The sequence below is a fragment of the Curtobacterium sp. AC273 genome, from assembly GCF_979253735.1.
The window spans coordinates 121,094-134,995 of sequence record NZ_CEEDDU010000003.1; the positions used below are offsets into that span (position 1 = coordinate 121,094).

At 71.4% G+C, this 13,902-nt stretch carries 6 protein-coding genes and 8 pseudogenes; 6 read left to right on the forward strand and 8 right to left on the reverse strand.

Features of this window, described 5'->3' with window-relative positions; translation table 11 throughout:
• The 3 genes and pseudogenes from rsmH to ACZ8AI_RS05255 all read right to left on the reverse strand — a co-directional run bounded on the left by rsmH (position 1) and on the right by ACZ8AI_RS05255 (position 2,653).
• Positions 1 to 973, reverse strand: a pseudogene (rsmH, locus tag ACZ8AI_RS05245) (16S rRNA (cytosine(1402)-N(4))-methyltransferase RsmH).
• 106 nt (positions 974 to 1,079) lie between these two features.
• A pseudogene (gene mraZ / locus ACZ8AI_RS05250) lies at positions 1,080 to 1,513 on the reverse strand (division/cell wall cluster transcriptional repressor MraZ).
• Positions 1,514 to 2,251: 738 nt separating this feature from the next.
• Positions 2,252 to 2,653 carry a DUF3040 domain-containing protein gene (locus ACZ8AI_RS05255; protein WP_464857054.1) on the reverse strand — a complete coding sequence of 134 codons (402 nt, stop codon included), beginning with the start codon at positions 2,651 to 2,653 and terminating at the stop codon, positions 2,252 to 2,254.
• Between the two features lie 151 nt (positions 2,654 to 2,804).
• Here ACZ8AI_RS05255 and ACZ8AI_RS05260 point away from each other — a divergent pair.
• Both ACZ8AI_RS05260 and ACZ8AI_RS05265 read left to right on the forward strand, forming a co-directional pair.
• Positions 2,805 to 3,398 (forward strand): annotated as a pseudogene (locus tag ACZ8AI_RS05260) (polyprenyl synthetase family protein); the annotation flags it as partial.
• A gap of 91 nt (positions 3,399 to 3,489) precedes the next feature.
• Positions 3,490 to 3,855: a polyprenyl synthetase family protein gene (locus ACZ8AI_RS05265; protein ID WP_464857056.1), complete on the forward strand. Its 366-nt coding sequence runs from the start codon at positions 3,490 to 3,492 to the stop codon at positions 3,853 to 3,855.
• A 71-nt stretch (positions 3,856 to 3,926) separates the two neighbouring features.
• Here the strand turns inward: ACZ8AI_RS05265 and ACZ8AI_RS05270 are convergent, their stop codons facing one another.
• Positions 3,927 to 4,283 carry an Rv2175c family DNA-binding protein gene (locus tag ACZ8AI_RS05270; protein ID WP_464857058.1) on the reverse strand — a complete coding sequence of 119 codons (357 nt, stop codon included), beginning with the start codon at positions 4,281 to 4,283 and terminating at the stop codon, positions 3,927 to 3,929.
• A 230-nt stretch (positions 4,284 to 4,513) separates the two neighbouring features.
• Here ACZ8AI_RS05270 and ACZ8AI_RS05275 point away from each other — a divergent pair.
• The 3 genes and pseudogenes from ACZ8AI_RS05275 (at position 4,514) to ACZ8AI_RS05285 (ending at position 7,930) form a co-directional block, all read left to right on the forward strand.
• Positions 4,514 to 5,722: pseudogene (locus ACZ8AI_RS05275) on the forward strand (LysM peptidoglycan-binding domain-containing protein).
• A gap of 184 nt (positions 5,723 to 5,906) precedes the next feature.
• Positions 5,907 to 7,224 (forward strand): annotated as a pseudogene (locus ACZ8AI_RS05280) (protein kinase domain-containing protein); the annotation flags it as partial.
• Positions 7,225 to 7,303: 79 nt separating this feature from the next.
• Complete coding sequence (locus tag ACZ8AI_RS05285; protein WP_464857060.1) at positions 7,304 to 7,930, forward strand: PASTA domain-containing protein; 627 nt, start codon at positions 7,304 to 7,306, stop codon at positions 7,928 to 7,930.
• Positions 7,931 to 8,230: 300 nt separating this feature from the next.
• On the opposite strand, the gene ACZ8AI_RS05290 is transcribed toward ACZ8AI_RS05285, so the two are convergent.
• The 4 genes and pseudogenes from ACZ8AI_RS05290 to ACZ8AI_RS05305 all read right to left on the reverse strand — a co-directional run bounded on the left by ACZ8AI_RS05290 (position 8,231) and on the right by ACZ8AI_RS05305 (position 11,423).
• Complete coding sequence (locus ACZ8AI_RS05290; protein WP_464857062.1) at positions 8,231 to 8,743, reverse strand: 3-deoxy-7-phosphoheptulonate synthase; 513 nt, start codon at positions 8,741 to 8,743, stop codon at positions 8,231 to 8,233.
• A 145-nt stretch (positions 8,744 to 8,888) separates the two neighbouring features.
• Positions 8,889 to 9,611: pseudogene (locus tag ACZ8AI_RS05295) on the reverse strand (3-deoxy-7-phosphoheptulonate synthase); the annotation flags it as partial.
• Positions 9,612 to 9,751: 140 nt separating this feature from the next.
• Positions 9,752 to 10,437: pseudogene (locus ACZ8AI_RS05300) on the reverse strand (lysophospholipid acyltransferase family protein); the annotation flags it as partial.
• Entirely contained in the window at positions 10,434 to 11,423 is a 990-nt protein-coding gene (locus tag ACZ8AI_RS05305) for an ROK family protein (protein ID WP_464857064.1), read from the reverse strand. The pseudogene ACZ8AI_RS05300 and the gene ACZ8AI_RS05305, both read right to left, overlap by 4 nt.
• A gap of 122 nt (positions 11,424 to 11,545) precedes the next feature.
• On the opposite strand from ACZ8AI_RS05305, the pseudogene ACZ8AI_RS05310 reads away from it, so the two are divergent.
• Positions 11,546 to 13,395, forward strand: a pseudogene (locus ACZ8AI_RS05310) (AMP-dependent synthetase/ligase).
• Positions 13,396 to 13,902: the final 507 nt, after the last annotated feature.

Here is a 13,902-nt window from a genome sequence, read left to right on the forward strand (position 1 = left end):
TCACTTCCGGATCCGCTGGGCCGCGCGCAGGCGCACGGGGGTTGCTCGTGGGTTGGCGGCGCGTTCGGCCTCGTCGGCCAGCTCGGCGCCCTTGACGACCAGGGAGTAGGTCGGTGCGTGCTCGGGCAGTTCGACGGGCAGGTCGGCGGGTGCGCTGGACTTCGTCCGGGCGGTCAGGGCCCGCTTGACGATGCGGTCCTCGAGCGACTGGTACGACTCGACGACGATCCGGCCATCGACCGCGATCGCGTCGAGGGCAGCGAGGATCGCCCGTTCGAGGACGCTCAGTTCGGCGTTGACCTCGATGCGGAGGGCCTGGAACACGCGCTTCGCCGGGTGCCCTTGGCGCTGGATGGCCACCGGTGTCGCGTCGTGAAGGACCTGCACCAGGTCGCCGGACATCTCGAACGGCTTTCGTCGCACGGCGCTCCACGATCGCTCGGGCGTACCGGCCGGCGAGCTTCTCCTCGCCGTAGCGCTGGAAGATCCGGCGGAGTTCGCCCTCGTCGTAGGTGGCCAGGACGTCGGCGGCGGTCTGCCCCTCGGTCCGGTCCATCCGCATGTCGAGCGGGGCGTCCTGGCTGTACGCGAAGCCGCGTTCGGCCCGGTCGAGCTGGAGCGAGGAGACGCCGAGGTCGAACAGGACCCCGTCGACCTCCGTGAAGCCCTCGCCCTCGATCGCGTCGACGATGCCGTCGTACACGGTGTGCACCAGGCGGACGCGGTCACCGAACCGGGCGAGACGCTCCCCCGCGATGCCGAGCGCGTCGGTGTCGCGGTCGAGGCCGATCAGCGTCAGCTCCGGGAAACGCTCGAGCAGTCCCTCGGAGTGGCCGCCCATGCCGAGCGTCGCGTCGACGACGACCTTGCCCGGCCCGTCGAGGGTCGGCGTGAAGAGGTCGACGATGCGCTCGAGCATCACCGGCGTGTGCGGGAACCGCGGTGTCCCGTCGGTCTGGTCGTGTTCTGCCATGTGCAGCCCCTCTGTCTCCTGGGCCGCGGGTCCGGATCCCCATCCATGCGACCTGACACCGGGGAAGGTGTGTCAGGGCGGACGGCTGGGAGTCCTGATCCACGGATCAGAAGATCCCCGGGATCACCTCCTCGTCGTTGTCGGCGAAGCCCTCTTCGACCTCGGCGTAGTAGGCCTCTCCACGCGGGGGTCGACCAGGATCTCGGCACGGTCACCGCTGCCGATGACCGTCAGGTCCCGCTCGAGCCCCGCGTACTCGCGGAGGTTCTGCGGGATGGTGACGCGGTTCTGCTTGTCGGGCGTCTCGGCGCTCGCTCCCGAGAGGAAGAGACGCATGTAGTCCCGGGTGCGCTTCGACGTCATCGGAGCGGTGCGGATGCGCTCGTGCAGTTGCTCGAACGTGTCCGCGCTGAAGACGACGACGCAGCGCTCCTGGCCGCGGGTCATCACGAGCCCCCCGGACAGTTCGTCCCGGAACTTGGCGGGGAGGATCACGCGACCCTTCTCGTCGAGCTTCGGGGCATGGGTACCGAGCAGCACGCCGGGCCTCCCCTCCGCTCCACCGGACCGTTGTGTCCACCACTTTACTCCACTCCCCCTCCCCCTCAGCCAGGAAATCGCTCTCCCGAATCGCCAGCGTGCCCCGTTCTGGGGCGGTTCTGGCGTCGGCGACATGTACGAGATGCCCACAGTCGCGCGGAACCGCGGGCCGGTGGAGCGGAGTGGAGGGCGTGGAGGGAAGTGGAGGACTTTTCGCAGCTCCAGGAGCCGCCCGACGGCGCGGCGGACGTGCCGGGCGTGCGCCTGCCGTGCGCCCGCCGTGCGCCCGGCGCCCCGGTCCTCGCCGAGATCGCACTTCGGCGCCCGGCCTCGGGCCAGAAGGCGTCCCGAGTGCGATCTCGGCGGGCGGGCGGGCGGGCGGGCCGGCGGGCGGCCCATCGCCGAGCGGGTACGACGTGCTGCGGGCGGCCAGACAGGGCGGCTCGGCGCCGACGCCCGTGCGCCCGGCACCCCCCCCCGGTCCTGGCCGAGATCGCACTTCGGCGCCCGACATCGGGCCCGGAAGGCGTCCCGAGTGCGATCTCGGCGGGCGGGCGGGCCGGCGGGCGGCCGGGCGGCCGGGCGGGCCGGCGGCCGGGCGGGCCGGCGGCCGGGCGGGCGGGCCGGGCGTGGCGAACTCGACCCGCTGGGCAGACCCCCGCCCCGACGCGGCGCCGACCGCACGAAAAACGGGGCCGGTCCCGAAGGACCGACCCCGTGGAGGAGTGTGGAGAGCGCCTAGCTCTGGTCGTTCCGCTTGTCCCAGCGGTCGTTCATGCGGTCCATGAAGGACCCACCGCCGGCACCACCGCCCGAACTCGGACGGGAGGCCCCACCGGACGCGGGGCCGCCGGACCGAGGCGCCTTCGCCTTCGGTGCGCGCATCCCCGGTCGGAGGGCGAAGAGGACACCGGCGAGCATCACGACGAAGCCGAGGATGCCGATGAGCGGCTGGCGGAGGACCAACCCGACGATGACGATGGCGACGCCCGCGAGTGCACCGAGCACCCCGAGGGTGATCGACGTGTAGCTCGGACGACCCTGGCGGCGTGTGACGCGCGCCACGAAGTCGGAGTCGTTCTGGTAGAGGCTCCGCTCCATCTCTTCGAGGAGTCGCTGCTCTTGCTCCGAGAGTGGCATCTGTGTTCCCTCTTGTTCCTGGGATCGACGCGTGGTTGAGGTGGGTCGAGTCTACGACTCGACCACTCCACTAGGGTAGGGAGTGTGGCTGAGAGTACGCGATTAGTGGACCTCGTGTCGGCGCGCATCGATCGGGCGCTGGACGACCAACGTGAACGGCTCGCCGCCATCAGTCCGGACCTCGCTCCGTTCGACACCTACGCGCGCGACCTGCTCTCCGGCGGCAAGCGCTTCCGGGCGCTGTTCTGCTACTGGGGCTGGCAGTCCGTGGCCGGTCGGTCGGGCTCGTTCGACCCCCTCGCCGAGGGCTCCCCGGCAGACCACGGCCGAGGCGATCGTCACGGTCGCGGCCGCGCTCGAGATCTTCCATGCCGCGGCGCTCGTCCACGACGACATCATGGACCGCTCGGACACCCGCCGCGGGCGTCCCGCTGCGCACCGCCGGTTCGAGTCCCTGCACGAGGAGTCCGGCTGGGTCGGCGACCGCGGCCTGTACGGCACGAACTCGGCCCTGCTGCTCGGCGACCTGCTGCTCTCCCTGAGCGACGCGGTCTTCGACGAGGGCCTCGCGCTCCTCGAGCCCGCCCGCGGCCGGATCGTCCGCCAGGAGTTCCACACCATGCGGCTCGACGTCACGGCGGGGCAGTACCTCGACGTGCACGAGGAGACCGCCTGGCCGTCCATCGACGAGGCCGAGCACCTCGTCCGGGCCCAGCGCGTCATCGTCTTCAAGTCGGCGAAGTACTCGGTCGAGGCTCCCCTGCTCATCGGCGCCCTCGTGGCCGGCGCGACCGAGGCGCAGCTCGAGGGCTCCGCGCGTTCGACTCCCCCTCGGCGTGGCGTACCAGCTCCGCGACGACATGCTCGGCGTGTTCGGCGACCCGGAGGTCACCGGCAAGCCCGCCGGCGACGACCTGGGGGAGGGCAAGCGCACCGTCCTCATCGCGTCCGCTCGGAAGACGCTCGCGAGCGGTCCGCGCCAGCTGCTCGACGAGCTGCTGGGCGACCCGGACCTCGACGAGGGCCAGGTGCAGATGCTCCGCGCGACCCTCACCGAGTCCGGTGCGGTGGCCGCTGTGGAGCGTTCGATCGATCGGCACGTGCAGCGCGCGAAGGCCGCCATCGAGGCGGCTCCGCTGACGCCGTCGGCGCGCGAGCAGCTCGTGGCGCTGGCCGACACGGTCAGCCGTCGCGTGGCGTAGACGCAACCGTTCACGGACAGGAGGCACGGTGCCAGCCGGCACCGTGCCTCCTGTCCGTCAGCAGGTCCGGTCTAGAGCAGCGACTGCGCCACGCGACGCACCTCGGCCTTGCGGCCGGCGCGGAGCGCGGCGACCGGCGAGGTCCCGAGGGCGTCCTCGACGGAGAGCATCCAGCGGACGGCCTCGTCGTCGGTGAAGCCGTTGTCGCTGAGCACGGTGAGCGTGCCGCGCAGCTCGGGCATCGGCTCGCGCTCCTCGAGGAACTCGATCGGTACCCGGAGGACACCGCCGACGCGGGCGGCGAGGAGGGTCTTCTCCTCGAACAGGCGGTGGATCCGGCCGGGGCTGGTACTGAACAGGTCCACCAGCTCGGGGACGGTCAGCCAGCGCTCGGAGAGGGACAGGTCGTCGGCGGGTGCAGCACTCACAGGCCCCATGTTGCCAGAGCCGCGGGACGACGCACACCGCCACGTTCGTCACATCGGTCACACGCGCAACATCTGACTCTCTGGTTGACTTGGGAATCGCGCCATGCCAGCGTTGCACCACCTGTGAGTGCGCACGCACGCGCACGGCTCACCGCAAGGGACAGGAGACACCCGTGGACAACGCTGCAGACGAAGACGCCCGGCGCGCACGATCCGCCCGGTTCGCCACCATGCCCATCGTCCTCGCGGGGACGATCGCGGTGACCGCCGGCCTCACCGGCCCGGTCGCCCACGCCGAGCCGCACCACGAGGACGACAGCGCCCACAAGCGCCACGTCGACCAGGGTGCCGTCGATCGGACCGTCGCACAGCACGCGGTGGCCGACCGGAACGTCGGCAGCCGCGCGGTGTTCGGCACCGCCGTCGCCCACCCGTCGCAGACCACCGCCACGACCGTGGCCGCGACGTCGAAGGCCCCCACCACGTACACCGTGCGCCAGGGTGACACCGTGTCGGGCATCGCCGCCCGCTTCGGGCTCTCCGCGCAGGAGGTCCTGGTGCGCAACGGTCTCGGCTGGAACACGATCATCCACCCGGGCCAGACGCTGCACCTCGCCTCGACGCCCGCCGTCCGCGCCGCGTCGACGCGCTCGACCTCGAGCACGGGCAGCTACCACGTCAAGCAGGGCGACACCGTGTCGGGCATCGCGTCCCGCGTCGGCGTGATCCACCACGGCGGCTCCTCAGCGCGAACAAGCTCTCGATGCGCTCGGTGATCTACCCCGGGCAGACGCTCCGGGTGCCGACCGCGGGCTCCGCCGCCGCACCTGCGCCGGCCGCTGCACCGTCGACCTCCGGTGGCACCCGCGCAACGGCCTCGACCGCACGGGCCGGCAGCGTGAAGATCGGCACCGGCGACACCATCGCCTCGATCGCCGCGGCGCACGGGGTGTCCGTGTCGTCGCTCCTGTCGGCGAACGGCCTCAGCTACACGAGCACGATCTACGCCGGCAAGACCCTCGTCCTGCCGTCGTCCGACCCCTCGCTCTCCGCGGAACAGCGGGGCAACGCGGCCACGATCGTGTCCGTCGGCCGATCGCTCGGGGTGTCCGACCACGGGATCGTCGTCGCGCTGGCCGCGGCGATGCAGGAGTCGAGCCTCCGCAACCTGTCCCACGGCGACCGCGATTCGGTCGGGCTGTTCCAGCAGCGCCTGAGCCAGGGCTGGGGCTCCGCTGCGGCGCTGCAGGCGGACCCGGCGACCGCGACGAAGCTGTTCTTCACGGGCAACCCGGGCAAGACCCGCGGGCTGCTCGACGTGGCCGGCTGGTCCTCGATGAACGTGACCGCCGCGGCGCAGGCCGTGCATGGTGTCCGCGTACCCGAAGGCGTACGCGCAGTGGGAGTCGACCGCGAAGAGCCTGCTGGCGTCGCTCTGAGCCCGACCGCTCGGCCGTCACTCGTCTGCCCGACCGCTGGGCCGTCCCTCGTCTGCCCGACTGTTCGGCGGTCGCTCTCCTCCATGGCCGCTCGGCGGAACCGAGTCATCCGCAAGATCGAGATTCGGTCACGACCGGTGCGTCAGTGCGGGTCCGTGCAGTCCCGATTCGTAGAATGCCGCCGATGACCACCAACGCCGCCACGGATCCGATGATCGGTCGCATGATCGATCACCGGTACCGCGTACGCCTCCCGCATCGCGCGCGGGGGCATGGCGATGGTGTACCTCGCGACCGACGTCCGACTCGAGTGACGCGTCGCGATCAAGATCATGCACGGGCACCTGGCGGACGACCAGGCGTTCCGGGAGCGCTTCATCCAAGAGGCGCGATCGGCGGCCCGGCTCTCCCACCCGAACCTCGTCGGCGTGTACGACCAGGGCGCCGAGGACGACACCGCCTACATCGTCATGGAGTACATCCCCGGCATCACGCTGCGGGACCTCTTGCAGGAGCACCACGCGCTCACGCCCGAGCAGGCGACCGACATCCTCCGCGCCGTGCTCGCCGGGCTCGCCTCGGCCCACCGCGCCGGCATCGTGCACCGCGACCTCAAGCCGGAGAACGTCCTGCTCGCCGACGACGGTCGGATCAAGCTCGGCGACTTCGGCCTCGCTCGCGCCACGACGGCGAACACCGCCACCGGCGCCGCCCTGCTCGGCACGATCGCGTACCTGTCCCCCGAGCTCGTCACCCGTGGCGCCGCCGACTCCCGCAGCGACATCTACGCGCTCGGCATCATGCTCTACGAGATGCTCACCGGCGAGCAGCCCTACAAGGGCGAGCAGCCGATGCAGATCGCCTACCAGCACGCGAACGACTCCGTGCCCGCGCCGAGCGCCGCGGTGTCCGGCGTGCCGTCCGAGCTCGACGACCTCGTCGCCTGGTCCACCGCCCGGAACCCCGACGACCGGCCGAGCGACGCCCGCGAGATGCTCGACCACATGGCGGGCAACCAGCAGCGCGCCACGGGGCAGTACCGCACCGCCGTGCTGCGCCCCGAGAACGCCACCGCGATCCTCCCGGCCGGCGGCACCGCGCCGTCGTCGGCAGACTCCGGTGACGCCACCACGATCCTCGAGCCCGCACAGCGCCTCGTCGGGGCAGCAGCCGAACGGCCGCGTGCAGCCGGAACGTCCCCGGTCCCCGTCGCACCGGCTCGCAGCCCGGAGCACTGTCGCCTCGCGGGCCAGCGCCTGGCCGACAAGTCCGCCAAGCGCCGGAAGCGCGGCTGGATCGTCCTGGCGATCGTGCTCTTCCTGGCGATCGTGGGCGGCACGATCGGGTGGGCGCTCGGCCCGGGCCCGTGGGGCAACGTCCGCATCCCCGAGGTCGCCGGCAAGTCCGTCTCGCAGGCACGCCAGCTGCTCGAGGCACAGGGGCTGAACACCGCGAGGGCTACCGCCACCCGCTTCGACGCGGTCGTCGCGAAGGGCCAGGTGTCCACCACGAAGCCCGCGGCGAAGCGCGAGGTCCGCAAGGGCACCGCGGTGCAGATCGTCGCGGCCGAACGGTCCGAAGATGATCGCCCTCCCCGCGATCGTCGGCCAGCCGCTCTCCACCGTCACCGCCGCGCTCGACGACGACTTCCAGTTGCAGGACGACCAGTACCAGTTCTCCGCCGACGCGGCGAAGGACACCGTGATCGCGGCGACGGCCTCGGGACCGACGGCGCCACGATCGACCTCGGCAAGGCCGGCACGTACGGTGAGCGGCCCGGTCACGCTCACCGTGTCGCTCGGCCCGGGGCCCGACGTCGTCGGCGGGACCGTCGACGAGGCCACGAAGGCCTTCGACGCCGTCGGACTGGCCATCGGCGCCCAGGACGGCCAGTTCAGCGACGAGGTACCCGAGGGCGAGATCCTCGGCGAAGCCGCAGGACTCCCCGCGGTCAAGGGCACCGCGATCGACCTCGTCGTGTCCAAGGGTCCGGCCCCGATCACGCTGCCCGACGTGCACGGCAAGACCATCAACGAGGCGACCTCGACGCTCGACACGCTCGGCCTGAAGGTCGTCGTGCCCGACTGCACGAACATCCTCTGCGGCTTCTACGACTGGAAGTCGTCCCTGCCGGTGTCCTCCACGGACCCGGTGGCGGGCACGACGGTGCACCGCGGCGACACGATCACGCTGGCCTACGAACAGTAGGCGCGTTCGTGCGGCGGGCCTGGTCCGCGAAAGCGACAGTGCCGCCGAAGCGACAGTCGGCCGCGGAACCGTCCGGGCCATCTGTCGCTTTCGTGAGCTGGGCAGCCTCCGCACGGGCGGCGCGGCGGCCGGGAGGCGCGGTGCCAGGGCCGCCACGCGCCTCCAGGCCCGCGGCGGTCGCGTCCAGGGCGCCGAAGCGCCAGTCCTGCGATCTCACGCGGACACGGATACCAGAGCGACAGATCCCCGCGGATTCCCGCGGGGATCTGTCGCTTTCGCGAGAGCGAGGGCTGGTAGGCGCTACGCGCGCACGTACGGGTGCGCGCCGAGCTCCTCGGCGACGAGGAACGCCAGCTCGAGCGACTGCATGTGGTTCAGCCGCGGGTCGCACAGGGACTCGTAGCGGGTCGCGAGGGTCGCCTCGTCGATCTGCTCCGAGCCGCCCAGGTACTCCGTGACGTCGTCGCCGGTGAGCTCGACGTGCATGCCGCCCGGGTAGGTGCCGACTTCGCGGTGGGCCTCGGCGAAGCCGAGGACCTCGTCCACGACGTCGTCGAAGCGGCGCGTCTTGTAGCCGGTCGGGGTGGTCAGATCGTTGCCGTGCATCGGGTCGGTCACCCACAGCGGGTTCGCGTCCATGCCCTTGATCGCCTCGAGCAGCTTGGGCAGCTCGTCGCGGATCTTGCCGGCGCCCATGCGGGTGATGAACGTCAGTCGGCCCGGCTCGCGGTTCGGGTCGAGCTTGTCGACCAGCGCCTTCATGTCGTCGACGCTCGTGGTCGGGCCGAGCTTCACGCCGATCGGGTTCCGCACGCGGGACAGGAAGTCGACGTGGGCGCCGTCGAGGTCGCGGGTGCGTCCTCGATCCAGATGAAGTGCCCGGACGTGTCGTAGGCCATCCCGGAGCGGAGTCGATGCGGGTCATCGGGCGCTCGTAGTCCATGAGCAGCCCCTCGTGCGAGGCGTAGAACTCGACGTGCTTCAGCTCGTCGAAGTCCGCACCGCAGGCGTCCATGAAGCGGATCGCGCGGTCGATCTCCTGCGCGAGGTGCTCGTAGCGGGCGTTCGCCGGGTTCGACGCGAAGCCCTTGTTCCACGAGGTGACCTGGCGCAGGTCGGCGAAGCTACCCTGCGTAAAGGCGCGGACCAGGTTCAGGGTCGACGCGGCCGTGTGGGCCCTGCACCAGGCGACGGGGGTCGGCCTGGCGGACTCCGCGCGAAGTCGTAGCCGTTCACGATGTCGCCGCGGTAGGCGGGCAGCGTGACGTCGCCGCGGGTCTCGAAGTCGCTCGGAGCGCGGCTTGGCGAACTGCCCCGCCATGCGGCCCATCTTGATGACGGGCATCGAGGCGCCGTACGTCAGCACGACGGCCATCTGCAGGATCGTCTTCACGCGGTCGCGGATCGAGTCGGCGGTGGCGCCGGCGAAGGTCTCGGCGCAGTCACCGCCCTGCAGCAGGAACGCCTTGCCCTGCGCCGCGGCGGCGAGCCGGTCGCGGAGCTTGTCGACCTCGCCCGCGAACACGAGCGGGGGCAGCGTGGCGATCTCCGCCGAGGCGGCCTCGGCCGCGGCGGCGTCCGGCCACGTGGGCTGCTGCTTGATCGGGAGCGTCCGCCAGTAGTCGAGGCCCTCGATGACGTCCGGATCCTGCAGGGCGACGAAGTCGGTCGACTCGAACAAGGGCGTTACCTCGGTGTTCTGGTGGAGAAGGCCACGTGGACGGGTCCACGGGGTCGTGCCGGCGGACGCCAGGACCTTCGAATCCTAACGTGCCGAGGTACCGCGGCCATTCCGGTGACCTTGCCCCGCATGACCTGCTCCCGCGCGGTGCTCGCGCGCTCCTTGACGCTCGTCGCGTAGACGTCCATGTACTCCTGGCGGCTCAGCCCGGCGAGCTCGTGCATGACCTCGTCCGTGACGCTGCGCAGGATGAAGCGGTCGGTCTCGAAACCCTCGAAGCGGGAGAAGTCGAGCGGCTTGCCGAACACGACGCCGACGCGCTTGAACTTCGGGATCCGCTGCCCGATCTGCTGGACTTCGCGGGTGCCGACCATGGCGACCGGGATCACCGTGACGCGGCCCTCGAGGATCATCCGCGCGATGCCGGTCCGGCCGCGGTAGAGCTTGCCGTCCGGGCTGCGCGTGCCCTCGGGGTAGATGCCGAGCTGCTCGCCGCGGGCCAGGACCTGCAGGCCGGCACGGAGCTTGAGGCCTCGGAGGCCTTGCCGCCGGAGCGGTCGATCGGAAGCTGGCCGATGGCGTTGAAGAACGTCTTCGTCGCCCATCCCTTGAGGCCGCGACCGGTAAAGTAGTCGCTCTTCGCCAGGAAGGACACCCGGCGGTCGAGCACCGCCGGCAGGATCACCGAGTCGATGAAGGAGATGTGGTTCGACGCGAAGATCACCGGCCCCTTCGCGGGGACGTACTCGCGTCCGACCACCCACGGCCGGAACAGGGTGAGGATGAGCGGGCCGAGCAGGAAGTTCTTCAGCAGCCAGTAGGTCATCGTCGACTCCTAGACGGTGGGTGCGGCGACCCTAGCGCCGTGCGGGCGTGGATCCGGGCGAGGTCGGCCGCGCCGACCACGCCGGCGTCGTTGACGAGCTCGGCGATCACGAAGTCCGGCTCCGGGTGGTAGCCGCGGGCCGGCAGGTTGCTGAGGTACGCCTGCTTGATCGGGTCGAGCAGCCGGTTCCCCGCGCTCGCGACGCCGCCACCGAACACGAAGAGCTGCGGGTCGAGCACCGCCGAGAGCGACGCAGGCCTCACCGAGGTGCCGGCCCAGGGCGCCGGAGCGCCGCGGAGGGCACCCGGGTCGTCGGCGAGGATGAGGTCGCCGACGATGTGGCCGTCGAGCTCGCCGCCGTTCGCCGCACGGGCGTCGGCGAGTGCCTGACCGATCCCGCCGGCGTCCGCGACGTCGTTCGCCATCCGCTGCAGGGCGCGGCCGGAGCCGTACTGCTCGATGCAGCCGCGCGCGCCGCAACCGCACGGCAGACCGTTCGGGACGATGCGGAGGTGCCCGATCTCGCCGCCGGTGCCGAAGCCACCGCGGAAGAGGCGGTCCTCGGTGACGATCGCGCCACCGACGCCGGTGCCGATCGTGAGCATGGTCATGTCGGACACGAGCCGGCCGGCACCGAAGCGGAACTCCGCCCAGCCCGCCGCGTTGGCGTCGTTGTCGACCGTGATGTGCAGGTCGCCGATGCGCTGCTGGAGCTTCTGGCGCAGCGGTTCGTTCCGCCACCGGATGTTCGGCGTGTAGTAGACGATCGACTGCGAGGCGTCGATGAAGCCCGGGGCCGCGACGCCGACGGCGCGCACGTCGTGGGCGGCGCGCAGTCGCGAGACCATCGCGACCACGTCGTCGAGCATGGCGTCCGGGTCCGCAGCGTTGGTGGCCACCCGGTCCTCGGCGAGGATCTCGCCCAGTTCCGTGACGACCGCACCCGCGATCTTGGTGCCCCCGATGTCGATTCCGATGGCGTGCACGAGGATCGAGCCTACCGGTTCCGCACGGCCACACGGAACGCACGGCCGTTCCCCCTATGCTGGCGGTGTCACCTCGACGATGAGGTGACCCTCGAATCGAACCGGCCGACAAGGGAGTCACCGTGAACGATCAGCGGCACCCAACCCCGATCACCGCACCCGACCACGGCTCAGCCGCGCGACTGCTCTCCGACCGGGCGCGGAAGACACCGGACCGTCCGATCCTGGCCCAGCGCCACGGCGACACCTGGACACCGATCACCGCCGCCGAGACCCTCGCACGGGTCCGCGGCATCGCGAAGGGCTTCGTCGCCGCCGGGCTCGAACCCGGCGCGCACATCGCGATCCTGTCCCGCACCCGCCTCGAGTGGACGCTCGTCGACTTCGCGATCTGGACCGCCGGCCTCGTGTCGATCCCGGTCTACGAGACCAGCTCCCCCGACCAGGTCCGGTACATCCTGTCCGACTCCGAGGCCGTGGCGATCGTCGTCGAACAAGAGGAGCACGCGCGCCGTGTGGCCTCCATCGCGCCCGACCTGCCGCACCTCGGGCAGCACTGGACGATCGACGGCGGCGGGCTCGACGACCTCATCCGGCTCGGCGAGGACGTCACCGACGACGAACTCGCCGCCCGCACCGCCGACGTGCACGGCCACGACGACGCGACGATCATTTACACCTCCGGCACGACCGGCCGGCCGAAGGGCTGCGTGCTCCGGCACGACAACTTCACCGCGACGGTCGAGGGCGCGTCCGAGGCCATGCCCGAGGTCGTCGCCGACGGCGCTTCCACGCTCCTCTTCATCCTGATGGCCCACGTGTTCGCCCGCTTCATCGCGGCGATGAGCGTCTCCGCCGGCGTCCTGGTCGGCCACGAGCCGGACACCAAGGACCTCATGCGTGCGGTGTCCACCTTCAAGCCGTCCTTCCTGCTCGCCGTGCCGCGCGTCTTCGAGAAGATCTACAACTCGGCGGAGCAGAAGGCGGACCTCGGCGGCAAGCGGCCGGGTCTTCCGCGCCGCCGCTCGCACCGCCGTCGCGCACTCCGAGGCGCTGGCGACGGGGAAGGTGCCGTTCGGCCTCGCGCTGCGGTTCCGGCTGTTCGACAAGCTCGTCTACGCGAAGCTCCGTGACGCGCTCGGCGGCAACGTCCGCTACGCCATCAGCGGTTCGGCGCCGCTCTCCCCGCGGCTGTCGCACTTCTTCCGCTCGATCGGCGTCCTCATCCTCGAGGGCTACGGCCTCACCGAGACGACGGCCCTGGCGACGGTCAACCGCGCCGGCGAGCTGCGGATCGGCAGCGTCGGCCGGGCGCTCCCTGGCATCGAGATCCGGATCGCCGACGACGGCGAGATCCTCATCCGCGGCGTGGACGTCTTCGACCGGTACTGGCGGAACGACGAGGCGACCGGCAAGGCCCTCGTCGACGGCTGGTTCCGCACCGGCGACCTCGGCCGGCTCGACGGCGACGGCATCCTCACCGTCACCGGTCGCGCCAAGGAGCTCATCGTCACCGCCAGCGGCAAGAACGTCGCTCCGGCGCCCCTCGAGGACGGCATCCGCGAGCACCCCGTCATCGGCCAGGTGGTCGTCGTCGGCGAGGGCAAGCTGTTCGTCGCCGCCCTCGTCACGCTCGACCGCGAGATGCTGCCCGGCTGGTGCGAGGCGCGCGGCATCACCCCGGCGCTCTCCGCCCACGAGGCCGCGTACGACGAGCGCGTCCACGAGGCCGTGCAGGAGGCGATCGACGCCGCGAACCAGCGCGTCTCACGCGCCGAGTCGGTGCGGTCGTTCACCATCCTCGACACCGAGCTCACCGAGGCGTCCGGTCACCTCACGCCGAAGCTCACGATCAAGCGACCGGTCGTCATGAAGGACTTCGCCGCCGACGTCGAGCATATCTACTCCTGGCTCGAAGGTGCAGACCACGGCCACCCCCGTGGTCGAGACCCGACGACGCAACCGGGCGTAGGCCCGAGACGCGACGCACTGGAGGCCCGGTGCCGGTCCGTGGGACCGGCACCGGGCCTCCAGTCGCGTCGAGTCTCGCGCGCGGGGCGCGACCCGCTGTCGGGTCCGCACCGCGACGCGCGCCGTGCGCTCAGGCCTCCGCCGACTGCTCCGTCTGCGGGGCTGTCGAGCACGGCGACCGAGGCGGTCGCGACGGGCGCTTCGGCGGGACGACGGTTGGTGCGGGTGCGGTGCGAGCTGAGCTCGTCGTTCTGACTGGTCATGCGGGGATCCTGGGGAGGTGGGGGGTGCCGGTGGGAGGGTGCCGGTGGGAGGCCGACAGGAGCACGGTACCTCCTTGTCAGGACGAAGCGACAATCCCACGAAGGGGTGTCACAGCGGGGTTCACGGCACGCGAACGGAACTGTGTTCGTGCATAGGCCCGGGGCCGTGTGGACGGGCTCCGGGCGCCGGGGCCGTGTGGACGGGCGACGGGCCCGGGCTGTGTGGACGCGCGCCGTCGGTCCGG